This is a genomic window from Secundilactobacillus mixtipabuli (assembly GCF_002217925.1).
Classification (GTDB): Bacteria; Bacillota; Bacilli; order Lactobacillales; family Lactobacillaceae; genus Secundilactobacillus; species Secundilactobacillus mixtipabuli.
The window spans coordinates 81,482-104,079 of sequence record NZ_BCMF01000005.1 but is presented as its reverse complement, the minus strand read 5'-3'; the positions used below and the strand labels follow the sequence as shown (position 1 = coordinate 104,079).

The following is a 22,598-nucleotide window of genomic DNA, read 5'->3' as shown; positions in this document are numbered from 1 at the left end:
TTTAGCTTAATTAGCTCTTATACAATTAATTCATCTACAAATTATAGTGCCTGAAAGCGGTTAATGCTACACTATAACTTGTAAAGTATTGGAGGGAGTAAAGTGATAGATAGGCGTTTATTTAAAATTCCGGGGATTTGGCCACGGATCATGATGATTGCACTGCTGACATTAGTTCAGGCCGTGACCATCGTGATTCAGGCGCGGGCGTTGTCGATTGCGGTGGTGCAGTTATGGGAGTTAAAGCCCTTAGCCACAATTGTGACGCCCACCGCGGTTTTCGTGGTGAGTTTTCTGTGCCGGCATCTGATTACGGTGGCTCAGAATCGCTCGTTTTACCCCTTTGTGGCCGAAACCACGGGGAAAATGCGCGAGCAGCTGATGACAAAACTCTTTCGGCTGGGTCCCAGCCTCGTTGAAAAAACGGGGACCGGTAATATGGTCACCATGGCACTTGAAGGTATTGATAAAGTGCAAACGTATTTGATGCTGATCGTGATTAAAATCATGGATATGGGGATCACGCCCTGGGTCATTTTGCTTTATATCGCGTTCATGCAATGGAAAGAAGCCGCCTTTTTGCTGATCATCTATCCCGTTATTATTTTATTTATGATCATTCTCGGCTTGGCGGCTAAGAGTAAAGCGGACCGGCAATATGCTGGCTATCAGCGGTTATCGAATAACTTCGTGGATACGTTGCGTGGGCTGGGTACCTTGAAGCAGTTAGGTTTATCTAAACGGTATGCCGGTAACGTGTATTCGGTGAGCGAAGATTATCGTAAGGAAACCATGGCAACGCTACGTATCGCGATGACCTCCACTTTCGCGCTGGATTTCTTTACCACACTGTCAGTGGCCGTTGTAGCGGTCTTTTTAGGGTTTGATTTGATGGACGGCAAAATTATGTTGCTGCCAGCTTTGACCATTCTTACGCTGGCGCCGGACTATTTTCTGCCCGTGCGGAACTTCGCTAGTGATTACCACGCCACTTTGAACGGGAAAAACGCCCTGCAAGCGGTTTTGGACGTGTTAGAAACACCCGAGACAACGGACCGGGACGAGTTGAAACAGCTGGCATGGCATGATGATTCTTCAATTAAATTTGATGATGTTTCACTGACTTATGAAGATGCGGATCAGCCAACGCTGAGTCACATTTCCTTTGATGTTCACGGTTTCCAAAAGGTGGGGATTATCGGCGCTTCCGGCTCAGGCAAATCCACGTTGATCAACTTGATTGGCGGTTTCTTAACCCCTGATGAACCCGGTCATATTAGCTTGAACGGTCAAAAATTGCCGCACCTTAGTCAAGAAACTTGGCAGCATAACAGCATTTATATTCCGCAAGCGCCATACTTATTCCACGCCACGCTGCGAGAAAACATTTGTTTTTACCAGCCTGACACAGCTGATGGCCAGGTGAAGGCAGCTTGTGAGAAAGCCGGTTTAACAGACTGGATTGCTGAATTACCTCAGGGCTTAGAGACCATGATTGGTGAAGGTTCTCGTGGTGTCAGCGGCGGGCAGGCACAACGGATCGCGCTGGCGCGTGCTTTTCTGGATGACAGTCGGAAGGTGCTGCTCTTTGATGAACCCACCGCACACTTGGACATTGAAACTGAAGCGGCCTTAAAAGAAGATATGCTGCCGTTATTGGACGATCGCTTAGTCTTCTTTGCGACCCACCGGCTGCATTGGATCAATCAAATGGATTATGTCCTGGTCATGGATCACGGCCAGCTGGTTGAGCAGGGGACGCCTGCTGAATTAGCGGGGCACGACGGACCTTACACGCAGTTACGCGCAGAAATGGGGGGATTACATGCACTCGATTAAACAGACTTTTGCACACGATACTTGGGTCATGCCCTATTTGCGCAAGTATAAATGGCTGTTAGTGCTGGTCTTATTTCTTGGGATGATGACGTTCCTATCGGCCGCAGCTTTGATGTTTAACTCTGGTTACCTGATCAGTGAAGCGGCGCGACGTCCTGGTAACATTATTTATATTTACGTGCCCGTTGTGTTAGCACGGGCGTTTGGGATTGCCCGACCCGTTTTTCGTTATTCAGAACGGTTAACCTCTCACAACTGGGTTTTGCGGATCGTCTCAGATTTTCGCAAGAAACTTTACCAGGCGGTAGAAGCTAAAGCTTCGGCCATTAAACAGACCCACCAAACGGGTGATATTTTAAGCATTTTAGCGGATGATATTGACCACATTGAAAACCTGTATTTGCGGACCGTTTTTCCAATCGTCATTGGCTGGCTGTTATACTTGTTTATCATTATTGGGGTCGGTGTCTTCAGTTGGCCGGTGGCGTTATTGATGGCACTGATTTTGGCCATGATTGTGCTGGTTATGCCGCTGCTTTCAGTGGCGGTGAACGGCACGCGTGAATTTAAGCAAAAGCAGATTCAGTCCAACTTCTATACCAGTTTGACGGATGAAGTATTAGGGCTGACTGACTGGGTTATTTCTGGCCGTTATAACGACTTTATGAAGCTGCAGAATAAACCAATCGATGAGATTGCGACCTTACGGCGAAAAGACCACTTCTTTCAGTGGTGGCGCGGCTTTGGTGTTCAATTCTTCTTCCTGTTGGCCGTTTTAACGCTGCTTATTTGGTCGGGGACGTTCTTTACGGCTTCTAAGGGCATGGCAAACTGGATCGCTGCCTTTGCACTGACGTTATTCCCAATTGTTGAGCCATTTTTGGAAGTCAGCCAGGGTGCCAGCGAGTGGCCGGTCTACCGGCAATCCATCGAGCGGGTCAACCAGCTGTCTAATGACCAGCCGCAGACAGTGGCCCAGACGACGCTAACGGAACCAGTCAGTGACCTTAATGTGAACCATGTGACATTCCACTATCCAGACGATGACAAGATCATTCTTAAAGACGTTTCGCTGAACATTCATCGGGGTGAAAAGATTGCTCTGCTGGGACCCAGCGGAACGGGGAAAAGTACGTTGCTGAAACTGCTGTTGGGCGATCAAAAGCCAACGGTTGGAATAGTGACCATTAACGGCACGCCGGTTAGCGAATTACAGCAGCAACGGGCTCAGCTTTTTGGCGTGCTGGATCAGCAGCCGTACTTATTTGACACGTCAGTCATGAATAATATCCGGTTAGGCAATTTGAACGCCACCGATGATCAGGTCAAAGCAGCGGTAGCCGCCGTTGAACTCAAATCCTTGATTGAATCGTTACCCGATGGCTACGACACGGAAGTCCAGGAATCCGGTACCCGGTTCTCTGGCGGTGAACGGCAACGGCTATCACTGGCCCGCATCTTACTGCAGGATGCGCCAATCATCGTCCTGGATGAACCTACCGTCAGCCTTGATCCCATTACGGAACGGCAGCTGCTGGATACCGTGTTTAAGGTGCTTCACGATAAGACGATTATTTGGGTGACACACCATTTGGCGGGGATTGATCACGTGGATCAAGTCCGCTTCTTGGAAGATGGCGTCTTTGATATGCAGGGAACACCGCGGGCATTGTATCGGGATGAACCTCGATTTAGAAAATTATATGAACTTGATACTGGTAAGCGCAGCTAAAAATGCACCTTAACCCGTTTTCCCACATGGTGAGAGAACGGGATAAGGTGCTTTTATTATTGCTGGAGAACTTGCTACCCGCCTGAAGAAGTCTTAATATTTTAGTATGTATCAATTGTTCTGAATGTTAACTAGCATCAATATTTTTGGAGGTCGTTATGTCGGTAAAAGTTTTTTTGGAACTCGTCGAAGCAAAGGCGAAAATTGCATCGGTCTGGCCGTTTTTTATGGGGCTGTTTTTTTCGTACTATGTGTTTGGTCAAGTGAATTGGCCACTCGCCATCACTTTTTTTGTGGCCATGCTGCTTTTCAATATGGCGGTTGATGCTCACGATAATTATTCCGATTATCGGGGTGCCACGGATGCGGCCAGTGAGTGGAAAAGGAAAACCAATATTATTGGGGTGCATCATCTTTCCGTCAAACTGATTCGAAATTTGATTCTGCTGATGGCCGGCAGTGCGGCAATCCTGGGTGTTTTACTGGTGATTGAAACTAGCTGGCCACTACTGGTCATGGGGCTTTTTTGTTTCTTAGTGGGATACTGCTATGCAGCTGGCCCGCGGCCCATTTCGTCAACGCCGTTTGGGGAAGCGTCCTCCGGTTTGACCATGGGCTTTGTGATTACGTTGATTTCCGTTTATATCAATACGTACCCAGTTCAGGATCTAACCTGGTCACTATTTTGGCGAGTTTTGTTAGTTTCCGGGATCGCGGTATTTGCCATCAGTAACATCATGTTAGCCAATAATTTGTGTGACGCGGAAGAGGATCAAACGTTAAATCGCAGGACGATCGTGTACTATTTTGGCAAACCAGTCATGTTAAAAGTGTTTGTCGGCTGTATCGTTGCCGGTTATCTCTGCTTGATGGTTAGTGTGCTGCTGGGCTACTTACCCGTCATGAGTTTACTGGTATTGCTCAGCGTGCCACTGATTTATCGCAATACAAAGGCGTTTTTGGTTAAGCAAGTTAAAAAAGAAACCTTTAAATACGCTGTGCAAAATGCTTTGATCATGGCGCTGTTCTGTATTGTTTTTATCGGTCTGGGCACAATTTTAGGCTGGTAACAGGGCGTTCAAATTGGCAAAACGACAGTTTATCGGGTACACTAAATATAAGTTAAAAAGCGATACTGGGCACGATTTAGGAGGAACTTACCGATGAAGTTACTGGAAGATCGAATTAAACGCGATGGCACTGTCTTACCTGGTGAAGTTTTAAAAGTGGATAACTTTTTGAATCATCAGATTGATCCCCAATTAATGTCTGAAATCGGGGCAGAGTTTAAGCGGCTGTTTGAAAATGAAGGGATCACTCGGATCCTGACCGTTGAGTCGTCAGGGATTGCACCTGCGTTGATGACGGGCTTTCAAATGCACGTGCCAGTGGTGTTTGCCAGAAAACACCGGTCATTGACGCTGACGGATGATCTGTATACTGCTACCGTCTATTCGTATACCAAGCAAGTGAATAACGACATTAGCATTGATAAACGGTTCATTGACCCCGATGACAAGATTTTGATCATCGATGATTTTCTGGCGAACGGTCAAGCTGTTCAGGGGATGCTTGAGATCTGCAAGGCCGCTCAGGTTAAAGTGGCCGGTGTTGGTGTGGTCATTGAGAAGCGATTCCAAAAGGGCCACAAGATGGTGCTGGATCAAGGCATTCACCTTGAGGCACTGGCAAGTATTGCTTCCTTGGATGATCATCAGGTGACCTTTGCAACAGACGATGCCGAGTAACACCTTAAAAGGCATCATTCTCTAGTCAGTAACTTGGCGCTGTGTGATTGGAGGCGAGACCATGATTTGGACTTTACTATCGATTTTCGTCATCAGTTTCGTATATATTACCCTGAATACGCTTCGTTTTATGCTGACGATGAAGGGGTATCGGAACTTAGCACCAATTCTTAGCGTGCTGGAAATTATTGTTTACGTGGTCGGCTTAGCCATGGTTTTGAACCAATTAGATAACGTCTGGAATATTATTGCCTATGCCTTAGGTTATGGTGTTGGTGTTCGGGTTGGTATCCTGATTGAAGATAAACTGGCGCTAGGATATATCATGGCGACGGTTATTTTGCCCAGCACGGACAGCGAGCTGCCCAAAATTCTGCGGGCTAGTGGTTTTGGCGTCACGCAGAGCCAAGCAGAGGGACTGGAAGGTGATCGGTTGGTGTTAGATATTCTGACGCCACGGAATCAGGAACAGCGGCTTTACGGCATCGTGACTGATCGCGAACCGAAAGCGTTTATCATTACTTACGAGCCGAAATATATTTCTGGCGGTTTCTGGGTCAAAAAAGTTCGGCGACGTTTCCGCCAGTAGATTGAGGACTAAGACTTTTTAAAGATTCCGCTATTTAGGTGTACAATTAAAGCTTAAAGCTATAATGAAAATAAAAGATCATCATTTATTGATTAAGAAGGTAGTGACCAAATTTGGACAATCATGTTTTGTATCCAGGAGGCACCATTGGGGTAATCGGCGACAGTACGGATGGCCCAATGATTGTGGCAGCAGCACGTCAAGCGGGGTTTAAGGTGGGTGCTTACGGCCCAGATGAAACCAGTGAAATGCTGCAGTTAGCTGATTTTAAGATCGTCGGTGATTTATCTGACCACGACCGGCTGACTGATTTTGCGGAGCGCTGCGATTTGGTAACTTACGATTCTCAACATCTTAGTCCGGACGTGCTTGCCGTTATCGAAGGGACAACGGTATTACCACAAGGTTCAGACTTTCAAATGATGATGCAGGATCGATTACTCGAGCGGGCCTTCTACGAACAGTTAAACGTTAATATTCCGCCATACGCAACGATTGTCAGTCTGGATGACGTTTATCAATCAATCAATTCGATCGGCTATCCCAGCGTGCTTAAACCGATTCAAAAAGATTTGGTTCACGGACAGGAAATGACCATTCGGACCCAGACTGATATTGCCCAAGCGGCCGGTTTAATGGATTGGGGGACTTACATTCTTGAATCCACGGTGGATTATTCACGGGAATTCACGGTGACAGTGGCAAGGGCCGCAACCGGTGAAGCGAGTCTCTTTCCACCCGTTGAGGTTAAACGTCAAAACGGTCAGATGACTTGGGCTTATCTCCCTGTCTCAATTGATCCGGATGTTAAAACTGAGATGGATCGCATTTGCCATGAAATTGTGGCTAACGTGAAGTATGTTGGTGTGTTTGAAGTCGACTTTATGATCAATGACAACGGCTCGATTTACGTTAAGCAGATCATTCCAACCTTTGGTGAAGCCGGTCGCATCTTTGATCGCGCCACCACGGTGAGTCAATTTGAACAGCATCTGCGGGCTATTGCCGGCATGCCATTAAGCGATGTGCAGGTTTTGAAGCCTACCGTTATGGCTGCCTTCACGCAGAATCAGGAAAACGCAATGAGGACCCAGTGGACACTGAAACCTAACTGGCACTTTTCGTTTTATCGTCAAGGTCATAAGGATTGGGACAGTCACAAGCTGGCTGGTCACATCTTAGTTCAGGGCGATGATATTAATAAGCTGATGGAACAGCTAGAAGATACTGAGATCTGGTCAGAGGGTTCGGCAGATTCTGAAATTTAATATAAGCTAGGTACTCTTATAGGGGTACCTTTTTTATTGCGAACATACGTTTAATTTTTGCGATAAAAGTGTTGCTTTATACAGCAAGATAGGCGACAATTTTAATAGTGATTTTCGTCGTGATCGGACAAATAGGAGAGGAATATTATTGTGGCTGAATCTGCATTGTTAGCAAAACTAAATAAAGAACAACGAGAAGCGGTTGAGTATACTGAGGGGCCGCTTTTGATTATGGCCGGTGCCGGTAGTGGTAAGACGCGGGTACTGACGCACCGAATTGCCTACCTGATTGAAAAGGGGGTTATGCCCTGGCACGTTTTGGCCATTACTTTCACCAACAAGGCTGCCCGCGAAATGCGGGAACGGATCGTCAAACTGTTAGGCCCGGAAGGTAACGACGTTTGGGCGTCAACTTTCCATGCGCTGTGTGTCCGAATCTTGCGGCGGCATGCTGATAAGTTAGGTTATAACAGAGCGTTCACGATTGCCGATACTGGGGATCAGCGGACGTTGATGAAGCGGGTCATTGCTGAGATGAACGTGGATCCTAAGCAGTATGATCCACGGATGATTCTGGGCAAAATTTCCAACGCTAAAAACGAACTTAAAACACCGAAACAGCTGGCACAAGAAGCCGGCAACCCAGTGGATGAGATCACAGCACGGGCGTATGATGCCTATCAAAATGGGCTGCAGCGTAACCAAGCGATGGATTTTGATGATCTCATCATGCTGACGATTCAGCTCTTTAATGAAAATAAGGATGTTCTAGCAGAGTACCAGAAGAAGTTTCAGTACATTCACGTGGACGAATACCAAGATACCAACGACGCACAGTATACGTTAGTCAATATGCTGGCACGTGAACACCACAACCTTTGTGTTGTTGGGGATTCCGACCAATCTATTTATGGTTGGCGTGGCGCGAACATTGAAAACATCATGAACTTTGAAAAAGACTATCCTGATGCACACGTGACGATGCTGGAGCAAAACTACCGTTCCACCAAAACGATTTTGGCTGCCGCTAACCAAGTCATCAAAAATAACGGCTACCGAAAGGATAAGAACCTGTGGACTGAAAACGACCAAGGTGAAAAGATTCATTATTACCGCGGTCAAAGTGAAAACGACGAAGCCCGTTATGTGGTCGCCCAAATTCAAGATTTGATGAAGGAAGCCAATTATCAGTACGGTGATTTTGCGGTGCTCTACCGGACCAACGCGCAGTCACGGGTGATGGAAGAAACGCTGGTCAAAGCGAACGTTCCTTATACCATCGTCGGCGGTCACAAGTTCTACGACCGCAAAGAAATCAAGGATATGCTGGCTTATTTAACGCTGGTTGCGAATGGTGCCGACACCATCAGCTTGGAGCGGGTCATTAACGAACCTAAGCGCGGTATTGGTTCAGGGTCACTGACTAAGTTACGGCTGTTTGCGCAAGATAACGGCTGGTCGGAGTTAGAAGCGGCCATGAACGTTGATGTGGCCAACGATATTTCAAGTCGGGCCCGTGGCGCTATTGGCGGGTTTGCCACCACGATACAAAAGCTACAGGCGATTGCCGGTGACAGTACCGTGACCGAATTGACCGAACAGATTCTAGACACCACCGGGTATAAAGCAGCGCTGCAAGCCTCTAGAAGCTTGGAGTCTGAAACCCGGCTGGAAAACATTCAAGAATTTCTTTCCGTTACTCAGAAGTTTGATGAATCCTATGATGCTGAGGGTAGCGATTCTGGCGACCGAATTGTGGACTTCCTGGCTGACTTAGCTCTGGTATCCGATCAGGATGACGTTGCAGAAGAACCGGCTCAAGTCACCTTGATGACGCTGCACGCTGCTAAGGGACTGGAATTTCCAGTCGTTTTCCTGATTGGGATGGAAGATGGTATTTTTCCTCTTAGTCGAGCAATGGAAGACCATGATCAGTTGGAAGAAGAGCGTCGGCTTGCCTACGTTGGGATCACCCGTGCCAAGCAGCGGTTATTTATCACCAATGCCTTTTCACGGATGCTCTATGGCCGGCCGCAACGCAACCCGCAATCCCGCTTTATTGAAGAGATTGAGCCAGATCTGTTGCAAATGGATAACCGGACCAATCCAGGTGAAAATAACGTCACTTCATTGCGGACGCCATTTGACCGGCGGACCGCTTCTGCAACAGCGACAACTTACCACCAGAAGACCTCCAGTTCAGTATCCATTAACAGCGGTACTGGTGCTGATAAGCAGGCTTGGCGGACTGGTGACAAAGTGACCCACAAGAAGTGGGGGACTGGAACCGTTGTTAAGATCAACGGTACTGGCGAAGATATGGAACTTGATATTGCCTTTCCACAGGAAGGTGTCAAAAGACTATTAGCTGCCTTTGCACCCATTACGAAGGTAGAAGAATAACAGGGGTGTTGAAATGGAACCATCAGTAGATTCTCTAACAAAAGCAGAAGCAGAAGCACTGGCTGAGAAACTTCGTCCGCAGCTGCGTGCTTGGGGAGAGGCATACTACAGTGAGGATGCCCCAACCGTTGAGGATTCAGTATACGATCAAAAATACGCCCAGTTAGTGGCCATTGAAGCCAAGTACCCGGATTTGATTACACCGGACTCACCGACGCAAAACGTTGGTGGGAAGATTTCTACCGATTTTTCTAAGGTGACCCATGATATTCCGATGCTTTCACTGGGCGACGTTTTTTCAGAAGAAGAACTAGCCGACTTCGTGAATCACATTACGGAAAACGAAGCGGGCACTTATAACTGTGAGTTAAAAATTGATGGTCTCGCCATTTCACTGCGGTACGTGGACGGTAAATTAGTTCAAGGCTCGACCCGTGGTAATGGGCAGATCGGTGAAGATATTACCGCTAATTTAAAGACGATTCCGTCAATTCCAACGGAGCTAACGCGGCCGTTGACCATTGAAGTGCGAGGGGAATGCTACATGCCAAAAGCGTCGTTTATCGAATTGAATAAACGACGGGATGCGGAAGGCAAATCGGTGTTTGCTAATCCCCGCAACGCGGCAGCCGGTAGTTTGCGACAGTTAAACACCAAAGTCACTGCTGAACGGAAACTGAGTACCTTTATGTACAACGTGGCGGATTATGAACCGCTGAATACGCGGACACAAAGCGGTTTGATCGATGAACTGGCTGAATTAGGCTTCACCACCAACCCGAATTATCGGGTGGCTCACAACATGGCTGAAATCGACGCCTACATTGACGAATATACCCAGCAACGTGATGCGTTAACCTACGGCATTGATGGCATTGTGATCAAGGTCAATTCATTGCCAATTCAACGTTCAATGGGTGCCACCGTTAAAGTGCCGCGGTGGGCGATTGCTTACAAGTTTCCGCCTGAAGAAGCTGAAACGGTCGTGCATGATATTGAGTGGACGGTTGGCCGAACAGGTGTCGTAACGCCCACTGCAATCATGGATCCGGTTCAATTAGCTGGAACCACCGTTGCACGAGCGACGCTTCATAATCCGGACTACTTGACGCAAAAAGACATTCGACTCAACGATACGGTGATGCTGCATAAAGCCGGTGACATCATTCCCGAAATTTCTAATTTTATTCCAAGCAAGCGGCCAGCTGACAGTGAACCCTATGTGATTCCAACGCAGTGCCCGTCTTGCGGATCAACCTTGGTGCACCTGGATGACGAGGTGGCGTTACGCTGCATTAACCCGCGTTGCCCAAAGCAGTTGACGGAACAAATGACTCACTTTGCGTCACGGAATGCCATGAATATTGATGGCCTTGGTCCGCGGATCATCGGTCAGTTATTTGAGAAGCAATATGTGTCAGATGTGGCTGATCTATACGACCTGACTTTTGACCAGTTGGTGACTTTAGACAAATTTGGTGAAAAATCTGCTAATAATTTATTAAATGCACTCGATAACAGTCGCAATAATTCACTAGAACGCTTATTATTTGGATTAGGGATTCGTCATGTGGGTAATAAAGCTGCCCGACTGATTGCCGCTCACTTCCAGACCATGGCTAACGTCATGGCTGCAGGTCAAGAAGAAATCGCTCAGATCGATTCCGTGGGCGATACGATTGCGGACAGCCTTGTGACCTACTTTAGTAACGAGGGTGCCCGTCAGCTGATCAGTGAACTGGAAGAGCGTGGCGTCAACATGACGTACACGTCAGGCACTGAGCAGACGGCTTCCACGGACAGCTTCTTTAGTGGCAAGCGAGTCGTGCTCACTGGTAAATTAACCAGTATGACCCGTGGCGAAGCTAGTAACTGGCTGGAAGCTCAAGGCGCTGATGTGACGAGCAGCGTGTCAAAAAAGACGGATCTTGTGATCGCGGGAACGGATGCGGGCAGTAAGCTGACCAAAGCAGAAGCTCTCGACGTACCAGTCTGGAACGAAGAACGGTTTGCAGCCGAGATGGCGGGCCAGACTGAAGATGGAGGAAAGAAGTAATGAAACGATTTAAAGCCTTATTTGTAATGGCAGTCTGCGGACTCTTTTTAAGTGCCTGCGGTAATCTAGGTAGTTCAAGCGGCACGACAACGGGTGGCAGCAGTTCTAATAATAAAGGAACTCAGCTGACGGGTCAGGCTGCGGCTGGTGATTACCAAAGTGTCATTAAAAATGGCCGGTATGTCACAAGTAAGTCGCGTGGCGTGAATGTGTCGCAAAACGAGAACCAGTTTAACTTGAAAAGCTTCGAAAGCGGTCTGCTAACGGTGTCTAAAAAGGTTTACTCACCAAGTAAATACATTTTTGAAGAGGGACAGTATCTTAACACCGGTACGGTTCAAAAATGGCTCAGTCGTAAGTCCAAATCTAACCCGGATGGCCTCAATCCCGTTGATAACGGTAAAACCGATCCTAACACCCGAAATCCAATTTACCTGCAACAGATGGAAGAACAGGATTTTATGAAACAGAACGGTAAGAAGTTAACGTTGTCAGGGGTGACAATCGGCTTAGGGTTGAATTCAATCGACTACTATGAAAAGAAGAACTTCGGTTCAACTTATCAAACCAAGATTTCCAAGGCTGAAGCAAGTCGTGTCGGCCGCCAGATGGCTAACCAAGTGCTGGCGCGTCTGCGTGAAAAGCCAGAACTCAAGAACGTGCCGATCACCATTGCCCTGTACCGGCAGGCACCAAATGACAGTTTGGTTGGTGGCAGCTTCTTTGCCTATTCCAACAACAAGTCCGGCGCAACCAAAGTCGGTTCCTGGAAGTCAATCAGCGAACAAAATTACGTCTACCCAACCACTTCAGCTAAGTCAGCTGCGGGTAATTCAAACGATGAAAGTTCATTTGAAAACTTCAAGAACCAAATTCAAAACTACTTCCCTAATTTGAGTGGTGTGACGGCTCAGGCTCATTACACCAATAAACAATTGACGGGGATGAACGTTAACATTACAACGCAGTTCTACAGTCAAACTGAAATCATCAGCTTTACGCAGTATTTGGAACAAGCTGCCCAGAAGTATTTACCTTCCAGTGCACCGATCGATATTACGGTTAGTTCAACAGAAGGCGTTCAAAGCTTCCTGAGTCGTGATAACGGCGCAAAGAAGTTCACTTCACACGTCTTTAATAGTTATTAAAATGGCTAATTTAACAATTAAAATAGCACTGGTTCAGTCTTAGAAACCAGTGCTATTTTTTGGTATTATGTGGTAGTATATCTTATGTGTGCGTAAATACGCAGAATTTTTGTGAAAGAGGGAAACTTGATGGCAAGCCGAATTGATCAAGACCAGGTACAACACGTTGCCTCGTTAGCAAAATTGAGTTTAAATGACGATCAACTGAAGTACTTTACTACCCAATTAGATGAAATTATTGGGTTATTTGAAACCTTAAACGAAGTCGATACTGAAGGAATCGAACCCACTTCAAGTGTCACTGACCAGATCAACGTTATGAGAGAAGACGTTGCGGATAACTGGGGACAGCACGCTGCCTTATTAGCTAATGCACCAGAATCCGAAAATGGTTATATTCGAGTACCAACGATTATTGATGAAAGTGAGGATTAGTAGAAAAAGATGAATTATTTCGAAAAAGATCTCACCACTCTGCACGATGATTTAGTCGCTAAGCGAATCACTGTGACGGATTTAGTGAAAGCGACATTTGACAACATTGCGACTACTGATCCCGATTTAAAGGCCTTTTTGGCACTTAACAAGGATGCAGCTTTGAAGAAAGCTGCTGAAATGGACGAAAAGGGCATTGATGCCGATAACGTTCTCGCCGGTATTCCAATGGCCATTAAGGACAACATTGTCACTAACGGTTTGACCACTACCGCTGCTTCTAAGATGCTGGAGAACTTCGTGCCAATCTATGATGCAACGGTTGTTAAAACGTTAAACAGCAAGGGCATTATTAACGTTGGGAAGACCAACATGGATGAATTTGCCATGGGTGGTTCAACTGAAAATTCAGCTTTCCATGACACCAAAAACGCTTGGGATTACACCCGGGTTCCCGGTGGCTCATCAGGTGGTTCAGCAGCCGCTGTCGCTTCTGGTGAGGTTATCGCAGCACTCGGTTCTGATACGGGTGGTTCGATTCGTCAGCCAGCATCCTTCAACGGTATCGTTGGGATGAAGCCAACCTATGGCCGAATCTCTCGTTGGGGTTTGATTGCCTTTGCCTCAAGCCTTGATGAAATTGGCCCGATGACCCGGACGGTTAAGGATAACGCGATCTTGCTATCTGCCATTGCCGGTCATGATGACCATGATTTAACGACTTCAACTAAAGAAGTGCCGGACTTTGCTGCGGATTTGAATGCTCAAACTAGCGTTAAAGGCATGAAGATCGGTTTACCTAAGGAATTCTTAGGCGAAGGTGTTGACCAAGACGTCAAAGACGCTATTTTGGCTGCTGCCGACAAATACCGTGAACTTGGTGCAACGGTTGACGAAGTTTCCTTACCTCACAACAAGTATGGGGTTGCGGCTTATTACATTATTGCCAGTTCAGAAGCTTCATCAAACTTACAGCGGTTTGACGGTATTCGGTACGGTCACCGTTCTAAGGACGTTAAGAACCTAGAAGACGTTTACGTTAACTCCCGTACCGAAGGCTTTGGTGACGAAGTTAAGCGCCGGATCATGCTGGGGACATTCTCATTGTCAGCCGGTTTCTACGATGCCTACTTCAAGAAAGCCGCTCAAGTACGGACATTGATCATTAACGACTTCCAAGCTGTTTTAAAAGATCATGACTTTATCATGGGCCCAGTTGCGCCAACACCAGCCTTTAAGATTGGTGAAGAGATTTCTGATCCAATGACCATGTACATGAATGATATTTTAACCATCCCCGTTAACCTTGCTGGGTTACCAGGAATGTCCATTCCCGCTGGTTTTGCTAAGGGCATGCCAGTCGGAATGCAATTAATTGGTCGGCCATTTGACGAAGCCACGCTTTACAAGGCAGGCTACGTCTTTGAACAGGCCACTGATTTTCATAAACAAACACCTAAGCAAGGGGGTAATAACTAATGAATTTTAAAACAACTATCGGACTTGAAGTCCACGTTGAATTAAAAACGAATTCCAAGATCTTTAGTCCATCTCCCGTAGAGTTTGGTGACGATCCTAACGCTAACACCAACGTCATTGATTGGGGTTACCCTGGGGTTTTACCAACCACCAACAAGGGTGTTGTTAAGAGCGGTATCATGGCGGCTTTAGCGCTGCATGCACAAGTTGAACCCCACACTCATTTTGACCGGAAGAACTACTTCTATCCTGATAACCCTAAAGCTTATCAAATCACGCAAGCTGATAAGCCAATTGCTCATGATGGCTGGATCGAAATTGAAGTTGACGGTGAAAAGAAGCGGGTCGGAATCGCCGAAATGCATATTGAAGAAGATGCCGGTAAGAACACCCATGAACGCGATTATTCATACGTTGACTTAAACCGTCAAGGAACACCATTGATTGAAATCGTCTCAAAGCCAGAAATTGCTTCTCCTGATGAAGCTTATGCTTACCTGGAGGCACTGCGTCAACGGATCCAATTTACTGGGATTTCAGACGTGAAGATGGAAGAAGGTTCTATGCGTGTCGATGTCAATATTTCGATTCGGCCTGAAGGTCAAAAGGAATACGGGACAAAGACGGAGCTGAAGAACTTGAACTCCTTTAACTACGTGCGTAAAGGTTTGGCATTCGAGGAACAGCGTCAGCAACGTGTTCTGATGTCAGGCGGTCAGATTCAACAAGAAACCCGTCGTTTTGACGAAAACACTGGCCAAACCATTTTGATGCGTGTCAAGGAAGGCTCCGATGACTACCGTTACTTCCCAGAACCCGATCTGCCAGCCTTAAATATCAGTGACGAATGGATCAACGAGATTGGCAGTGAAATGCCAGAAATGCCAGGTAGCCGTCGTCAACGTTACGTCAACGAACTTGGCTTAACTGATTACGATGCCATGGTTGTGACTCAGACTAAAGAAATGGCTGACTTCTTCGATGAAACGGTCAAATTGGGCGCTGATCCAAAATCAGCTGCCAACTACCTTCAAGGTGACGTTAACGCCTTCTTGAACGAACAGCACGCTGATTTGCAGGATACTCAGCTGACACCAGCTAACTTAGCGGGTATGATCAATTTGATCACAGACGGCACCATCTCATCGAAGATGGCTAAGAAAGTCTTCAAAGCAATCACCCAAGGTAAGGAGCCAAAGGCGTTTGTTGAAGAAAAGGGCTTAGTTCAATTATCTGACCCAGCCAAATTACAACCAATTATCGATTCAGTATTAGCTGACAATCAGCAATCAATTGATGATTTCAATAACGGTAAAGACCGTGCTGTTGGTTACCTGGTTGGTCAAATCATGAAGCAGACACACGGTAAGGCTAACCCTCAAGTGGTTAACAAGTTACTGATTGCTTCACTTAAAAAGTAAACGTTTGTTGTTTAATAATGGAGGGAAACACCTATGCGGAAACGTGCGCGAGTGATATATAATCCTTCTTCTGGCCGGGAGGCCTTGAAGAAGGATATGATCGATATTTTGGGGGTCTTTGAACAGGCAGGGTACGAAACGAGTGCCTTTGCCACAACTCCAGCTCCTAATTCGGCACGTGATGAAGCCGAACGGGTCAGTCGGGAAGGCTTCGATTTAGTTGTGGCTGCCGGTGGCGACGGGACGATTAACGAAGTTGTGAACGGTATTGCTGGGTTAAAAAAACGGCCTAAGATGGCGATTATTCCAGCCGGTACGACTAACGACTATGCGCGTGCGCTGCGTATTCCACGTGAGGATCCATTGGCTGCTGCTAAGGTCGTTTTAAAGAATCAAACCATTAAAATGGACATTGGCCTAGCGGGTAAAAAATACTTCGTCAATATTGCCGGTGGCGGTCGGTTGACTGAGCTAACCTATGAAGTACCCTCCAATCTGAAAACGCTGTTTGGCTATTTGGCCTACATCGTTAAAGGTGCGGAACTATTGCCTCGGATTCGGCCATTTAAGATGGATCTTAAATTCGATGGTGATGAATACGTTGGTGAAGCATCGATGTTCTTCTTGGCGTTAACTAATTCAGTTGGCGGCTTTGAACAGATTGTGCCTGATGCATCCTTAAACGATGGTAAGTTCACCATGATTATTGTGAAAACCAGTAACTTAGCTGAAATTTTGCATTTATTTACCCTTGTTTTAAATGGTGGTAAGCACATTAACGATCCGCGGATTATTTATCGTAAAGTGCGCAAGGTTGAAGCTAAGCCAATGGGCGATGCCAAGATCATGATTAATTTAGATGGCGAATATGGTGGTGACGCACCAATGACCTTCGTTAACTTAAAGCAGCATATTGAAACCTACGCTAATTTGGATGACATTCCGGATGCGGCTGTAGAAACTGAAGCCCCTGAAGTTCTTGAAGCTGAGCGTAAGTTCTTAGCCGGTGTTCAGGAACTGCCAGCGGACGAAGAATCAAAGAAATAGTTTTTTAGGTATGAATTAGGAAGGTTTTGCTGTATGATACGTAAGGCAGCAAAACCTTTCTTTTGGTTAAAACAAGGAGATTTTAATGAAAATACAAGCACCAGTAGCAAAAAATGAAACTTATACGGGTACCGTTATGGACCTGACCTATGAAGGTAACGGCGTGGTCAAGATTGACAATTACTCATTGTTTATCGCCAACGCTTTACCAGGTGAAGAGATTAAATTTGTCGTGACTAAAGTTGGTAAAAGCTTTGGCTTTGGCCGCGTTTTGGAACATTTGACCACTTCACCAGACCGGGCTGAAATCGACGCAAAGGATCGTAAACTCGCACAAGCGGGGATTGCACCCTTACAGCACATGGTTTACCCGGCTCAGCTTCGCTTTAAACAGCACCAAATCGAATCATTATTGGCTAAGAATAAACTGGAGCTCAGTGTGTCTGAAACCATTGGGATGGAAACCCCTTATCACTATCGTAACAAAGCCCAAATTCCAGTCCGAAATGTCCATGGTGAATTAGAAACCGGTTTTTACCGTCAACATTCACATGATCTTGTTCCCTTGACTGATTTCTACATTCAAGACCCACGGATCGATAAGGCGATTGTTATCGTCCGAGATATTTTACGGGCTGAGAATGTGCCTGCTTATGATGAAAAAACGCATAAGGGTATTATTCGTAACATCATGGTTCGCCAGAGCTATTACGAAAAAGAAATGATGATTGGCCTGATCACCAACAGTCATACCTTGCCACGTGCTAAGGCAATTGTTGAACAGATTTCTGAACAGCTTCCAGAAGTGACCAGCATTATTCAAAACGTTAATAACCGGCCAACGAACGTGATTCTTGGCCCCATCACTAACGTTCTATACGGCGAACCGGTGATTCATGACTCACTGTTGGGCAACCGTTTTGAAATTTCGGCACAGTCTTTCTATCAAGTTAATCCTGTTCAAACTGAAAAGTTGTATCAGTTAGCGATTGACCGAGCTGGTTTAACTGGCAGCGAAACTGTGATCGATGCCTATTGTGGTATTGGGACCATTTCTTTAGCCATGGCACGCCATGCTAAGGATGTCTACGGTGTTGAAGTGGTTTCAACCGCCGTGGAAGATGCGAAGAAGAATGCCAAGCTAAACGGCTTGACCAACTTGCATTTTGCAACCAATAAAGCTGAATACCAAATGGCTGAATGGCAGAAGCAGGGCCTGAAACCAGACGTGATCGTTGTTGATCCGCCACGTAAGGGCTTGGACGAAACGTTGATCGAAAGTGCAGCAGAAATGCAGCCTAAGAAGATCGTTTACGTCAGCTGCAACCCATCAACATTGGTTCGAGATATTCAACGGTTTGCAGAAAAGGGCTACCACGTGACTGAACCTATTCAGCCAGTAGACCAATTCCCACAAACCCCACATATTGAATCCGTTACGTTGCTTGAAAAAGATTAAATTTTAACAGCTACGACAAAACTCGGTAGATTCCAGAGTTTAACGTGAATAATGCCTATTCCGCGATTTTTGCGGGATGGGTATTTTTTGCGTTGAATGGCCGGAATCTGAGTTTTGACGCGTAATTAGGCTAGATTGGCGGATAGAACCAAAGTTCAATCGCAACTCATTTTGTTGAAGATTGATTGAAATACTTACCAGTATAAACTTTTGGCCCAACCTTCTTTTTATTGGTGAATAACTTGATTACTCACCGCGTTTTAATCTATAATTTTATTAAACGCAACCACACACAAACGGGGGATCTCGGATGTTAGATAATTTATTAAGCGTTATCAAAGCAGAAGGCGTCAGTGAACAACTGTATCATGGCCTAGTTGGGCTGGAAATTGAAGAAAATCGGGTCGATAAAAAGGGACAGCTTAGTCGTGAACCGCACCCAGAAATGCTGGGGTCACGCGAGTTTCATCCCTATTTTCAGACTGATTTTGCTGAAGCTCAGGCTGAATTAGTGACGGATCCTAATCCTAATATCAGTGGGGCGTTAGATCAGTTAGATACGTTGCAAACCGTTTTTTATCGCTCGCTGCAAGGTGAGGATCGCATTTGGCCATTGAGTATGCCACCACGGGTCAGTCCTGATGACAAAGCCTTTATTGCAGCGCATTATGTTCGGCCAGAATTACTCGATTACCGCAAGTATCTGACTAAAAAATACGGTGTGACCGCCAAGATCATGACCGGCCTCCACTTGAACTACAGCATTCCTGATCCAGTTATTAATCGGCTCTATACGCACTATGAAGATGACTTTGACCAAGTCACCGACTTCCGTAACGCCCTTTATTTCAGAATGGCTCAAAATTTGGTGTTGAATCGGTGGTTGATTACCTATTTATTTGGCGCGTCACCAGTTGCTGAAGAGGGCTTCTTTGAACAAGTACCAGAAGATCTCTCACATCCAGTCAGAAGTATTCGTAACAGTCACTTTGGCTACGCTAATTTGGCAGATGATGATGTTGATGCAACTATTTATCAGTCATTGCCACACTTTGTTGAGCACTTGACCGATTTGATCAAGTGCAAAAAGCTCTACAGCCAATCTGAATTTTACGGTCCCGTCCGGCTTCGTGGGTTGGATCAACTGAGTCAGTTATCGGCGAAAGGCGTTCGCTACCTGGAATTCCGTGGCATAGATACCACACCGTTCAGATCCAACGGAATTAGCCGACACGCGCTTTACTTCATGAAATTGCTGTTTATTGATGCGTTAGTGACACCAGTTGATGATGATCAAATCGTTAACCAGTTAGAGCAGGCCCAAGAAGATAATGAGCGGGTAGCCTTGGAGAGCCCTTCTCAGGTCACGTTTAAGGCCGCTGAGGGACAACGGTTCTTTAACCGGCTCCACGAGCTGGCTGTTTCGCTAAATGCCCACACGGAGTTAATTAATGCGGTTGACGACTTTGCTGAAGTGATCAGCCATCCTGAATTGACACCATCAGCTAAACTCGAAAAACGATTAGATGAAAACGGCAGTCTGATGACCTTCGGGACTCAAAGAGCAACCCAGTGGAAAGCTGAGCGGGTTGGTGCGGATGAATTATTGCCACGGATGACACGACTTTCAGCTAAAGCACAGGAATTAATTTTCCGAGCTATCCAGTTAGGAATTAGATACTATGCTGTTCGTGACGAGCATGGCGCAATCATGCTGATGCTGACCTTTAATTCAATTACGCAGGTGATTGAAGCCGACCATGTTCCGGATGAGCCAGTGACGGAGTACTTGAAGCACATGTTCCCAGATTTATCTGTCCCGGAAACGGATAATGATGAAGCAAGTTAACGATGAAATTAAAAAAATGCGTCCAAGTCAGAAGGCTTGGGCGCATTTCTTTGTGTGAAACTGTGAAACTTGTGTTATTCTTCAATTTTCCGAAGCACGTGACACGGGTTACCCACTGCCACAACGTGATCGGGGATATCCTTAGTGACGACACTGCCAGCACCAATTACGGTTCCTTCACCGATGGTCACGCCGGGAAGAATAATCACGCCACCCCCGATCCAGCAGCCGTGCTTGATATGGACGGGTAAGGAACGGGTCCTCACAAAGTGCTGTTCAGGATGTGCGTCCCACTGATGATTCAGCCGCTCTTTAAGTGGAACTGGATGCGTTCCCGTGTAGATTTGAACGTTTGGCGCAATCATGGTTTCGCTATCAATGCGAATTTCGCCAGAATCCATGAAGGAGCAATTCATATTGATTGAAATTTTGCTGCCCAGATGAATATTTCGGGCAAAATCACACAGGAAAGGGGTTCCCACGGTGACTTGTTTGCCAATCTCACCCAGTGACTGTTCTAAAAGTTGTCTGCGCTTATCAGCCTGATCGTAAGGTGTTTGGTTATAAACCATTAAGAAGTGGTTTGCTTCGTCCTTGTATTGTTTGAATATGGGATCATGAGCGTCGTATAGCTCACCATGCTGCTGTTTTTCTAATTCAGTCGTCATTTTGAATACACCTTCTAATCATCATATAGAATTGATTATCGCTTACATTCTATCACTAGCAGATTTAACTACCAACTAAGAGAGGATGATCGAAAAAGGGTTCTCCAAGTGGAGAACCCTTTTTACGGTCATTATTTAGTTTGTTTGTGCTGATGATAGTAGTAAACCGGAATACCCACACCCGTTAAGACCAGGCCGGTCACAGCAAGCCCAGTTTGCGTGATAATGGTAATAATCAGAATGAAGAGGCCACCAAGAATGGCAATAATCGGAATGACTGGATATCCAGGCACACGATAGGGCCGACGTAACCGTGGTTCCCGTTTTCGGAGAATGAAAAGGGCAACGAAGAGTAAAACGTTGAAGATCCACATGACAAAAACCAGCATGTCTGTCAGCGTGTCAAAGGAGCCCATGAACATCATGATGATGGCGATGCCTAATTCGACTAAGCCCGCAAAGTAAGGCACGTAGGTTTTCCGGGAAATCTTTCTGAGCTGTTTACTGAATGGTAGTGAATCTTCGGTTGCCATGGCAAAAGGAACTCGCATGCCAGTTAACGTGTAGCCGTTAATGGCGCCATAAACAGAGATCAAGATACCAACAGTGACTAACTTACCGCCGAAAGCACCAAAAATCATTTCAGCGGTTTCAGAGGCCGTGTTGAGATTACCGGCGATGTGTTCGATCGGTAAACTTTTAAGGAAAACAAAGTTGATGCTGGCGTAAATAATGGTGATAAAGACGAGACCAAGCACGATGGCTCTAGGCAGGTCGCGTTCAGGATGCTTCATTTCGCCAGCAACGTTACCAATACTGATCCAACCATCATAAGCAAACATGGTGGCTAGCAGACCGCTGCTAAAGGCTGTCCAAAAGTTGAGGTGAGGCCCTGCAGTAATTGGAATCAGCGAAACAGCAACGTGAGCCTTTGAGGAAAGGCCGAAGATGGCAATAATGAAAATGGGGATTAGCTTAAAAATTAAGGTGATTGATTGCAACCGACCACCCACGCGGGCACCCATGAAATTGATCAGTGTGATACTTAACCCACAGGCAATGGCAATGGGAATATGCCAGATTAACGGCAAGTGAAACAAGTTCAAAACTTGGGTAGAGAAAATGATTGAGAGCGCGGCAATATTGGCGGGATAGTAAACCAAAATCAATGCCCAGCCCATTAAAAAGCCGGGGAGTTTACCATAGGTGTATTCGATGTACTTGATTGCACCACCGGTTCGTGGTATTGCTGCGGCGAGTTCTGCGACACTTAAGCCGGCACAGATAGTCAGTAAACCACCTAAGATCCAGGCAACTAAGGTCATGCTGGCAGAGCCAGTCACTTCGACGACACTGGCGACTTTGAAGAAGACACCGGCACCGATAACGGTTCCCATCACGGTTGACAGGGCGGTAAACAAACCGATTTCACGTTTTAATTTTGGTTCACTCAAAGT

Annotated in this window: 17 protein-coding genes; 15 read left to right on the top strand and 2 right to left on the bottom strand. The window is 46.2% G+C overall.

The genetic code is table 11. The annotated features are described in order from the left end of the window. The first annotated feature begins 102 nt into the window (after positions 1-102). The 15 genes from cydD to IWT5_RS05625 all read left to right on the top strand — a co-directional run bounded on the left by cydD (position 103) and on the right by IWT5_RS05625 (position 20,473). Positions 103-1,839, top strand: coding sequence for a thiol reductant ABC exporter subunit CydD (cydD, locus tag IWT5_RS05695; RefSeq protein WP_089108997.1), 1,737 nt, complete (start codon positions 103-105; stop codon positions 1,837-1,839). Further along, positions 1,826-3,571, top strand: a complete 1,746-nt coding sequence (cydC, locus tag IWT5_RS05690; RefSeq protein WP_089108996.1) for a thiol reductant ABC exporter subunit CydC — start codon at positions 1,826-1,828, stop codon at positions 3,569-3,571. The genes cydD and cydC overlap by 14 nt, the downstream gene beginning before the upstream one ends. A 158-nt stretch (positions 3,572-3,729) precedes the next feature. After that, positions 3,730-4,641: a 1,4-dihydroxy-2-naphthoate polyprenyltransferase gene (locus IWT5_RS05685; RefSeq protein ID WP_089108995.1), complete on the top strand. Its 912-nt coding sequence runs from the start codon at positions 3,730-3,732 to the stop codon at positions 4,639-4,641. 93 nt (positions 4,642-4,734) lie between these two features. Then, positions 4,735-5,319, top strand: coding sequence for a xanthine phosphoribosyltransferase (locus IWT5_RS05680; protein WP_089108994.1), 585 nt, complete (start codon positions 4,735-4,737; stop codon positions 5,317-5,319). A gap of 61 nt (positions 5,320-5,380) precedes the next feature. Next, complete coding sequence (locus IWT5_RS05675) at positions 5,381-5,908, top strand: DUF2179 domain-containing protein (RefSeq protein WP_089108993.1); 528 nt, start codon at positions 5,381-5,383, stop codon at positions 5,906-5,908. Positions 5,909-6,021: 113 nt separating this feature from the next. Continuing rightward, positions 6,022-7,176, top strand: coding sequence for an ATP-grasp domain-containing protein (locus tag IWT5_RS05670; RefSeq protein ID WP_089108992.1), 1,155 nt, complete (start codon positions 6,022-6,024; stop codon positions 7,174-7,176). Between the two features lie 150 nt (positions 7,177-7,326). Then, a complete protein-coding gene (gene pcrA, locus IWT5_RS05665; protein ID WP_089108991.1) occupies positions 7,327-9,579 on the top strand; it encodes a DNA helicase PcrA in 2,253 nt (750 codons plus the stop codon). 13 nt (positions 9,580-9,592) lie between these two features. Next, positions 9,593-11,635: an NAD-dependent DNA ligase LigA gene (ligA, locus tag IWT5_RS05660; protein ID WP_089108990.1), complete on the top strand. Its 2,043-nt coding sequence runs from the start codon at positions 9,593-9,595 to the stop codon at positions 11,633-11,635. Continuing rightward, the gene (locus tag IWT5_RS05655) at positions 11,635-12,783 is read left to right on the top strand and encodes a CamS family sex pheromone protein (RefSeq protein WP_089108989.1); all 1,149 of its coding nucleotides are present in this window, start codon (positions 11,635-11,637) and stop codon (positions 12,781-12,783) included. The genes ligA and IWT5_RS05655 overlap by 1 nt, the downstream gene beginning before the upstream one ends. A gap of 129 nt (positions 12,784-12,912) precedes the next feature. Then, positions 12,913-13,218, top strand: coding sequence for an Asp-tRNA(Asn)/Glu-tRNA(Gln) amidotransferase subunit GatC (gene gatC, locus IWT5_RS05650; protein ID WP_089108988.1), 306 nt, complete (start codon positions 12,913-12,915; stop codon positions 13,216-13,218). Positions 13,219-13,227: 9 nt separating this feature from the next. Continuing rightward, the gene (gatA, locus tag IWT5_RS05645; protein ID WP_089108987.1) at positions 13,228-14,697 is read left to right on the top strand and encodes an Asp-tRNA(Asn)/Glu-tRNA(Gln) amidotransferase subunit GatA; all 1,470 of its coding nucleotides are present in this window, start codon (positions 13,228-13,230) and stop codon (positions 14,695-14,697) included. Continuing rightward, complete coding sequence (gatB, locus tag IWT5_RS05640; protein ID WP_089108986.1) at positions 14,697-16,118, top strand: Asp-tRNA(Asn)/Glu-tRNA(Gln) amidotransferase subunit GatB; 1,422 nt, start codon at positions 14,697-14,699, stop codon at positions 16,116-16,118. The genes gatA and gatB overlap by 1 nt, the downstream gene beginning before the upstream one ends. 33 nt (positions 16,119-16,151) lie before the next feature. Next, positions 16,152-17,165 carry a diacylglycerol kinase gene (locus tag IWT5_RS05635; protein ID WP_089108985.1) on the top strand — a complete coding sequence of 338 codons (1,014 nt, stop codon included), beginning with the start codon at positions 16,152-16,154 and terminating at the stop codon, positions 17,163-17,165. Between the two features lie 85 nt (positions 17,166-17,250). Then, the gene (rlmD, locus tag IWT5_RS05630; protein ID WP_089108984.1) at positions 17,251-18,624 is read left to right on the top strand and encodes a 23S rRNA (uracil(1939)-C(5))-methyltransferase RlmD; all 1,374 of its coding nucleotides are present in this window, start codon (positions 17,251-17,253) and stop codon (positions 18,622-18,624) included. A 310-nt stretch (positions 18,625-18,934) separates the two neighbouring features. Next, positions 18,935-20,473, top strand: a complete 1,539-nt coding sequence (locus IWT5_RS05625) for a gamma-glutamylcysteine synthetase (RefSeq protein ID WP_089108983.1) — start codon at positions 18,935-18,937, stop codon at positions 20,471-20,473. Between the two features lie 74 nt (positions 20,474-20,547). On the opposite strand, the gene IWT5_RS05620 is transcribed toward IWT5_RS05625, so the two are convergent. Continuing rightward, positions 20,548-21,141, bottom strand: a complete 594-nt coding sequence (locus IWT5_RS05620; RefSeq protein WP_089108982.1) for a sugar O-acetyltransferase — start codon at positions 21,139-21,141, stop codon at positions 20,548-20,550. A gap of 131 nt (positions 21,142-21,272) precedes the next feature. Beyond that, on the bottom strand, positions 21,273-22,595 hold the full coding sequence (locus tag IWT5_RS05615; protein ID WP_159459295.1) for an APC family permease: 1,323 nt from the start codon (positions 22,593-22,595) through the stop codon (positions 21,273-21,275). Positions 22,596-22,598 lie beyond the last annotated feature (3 nt).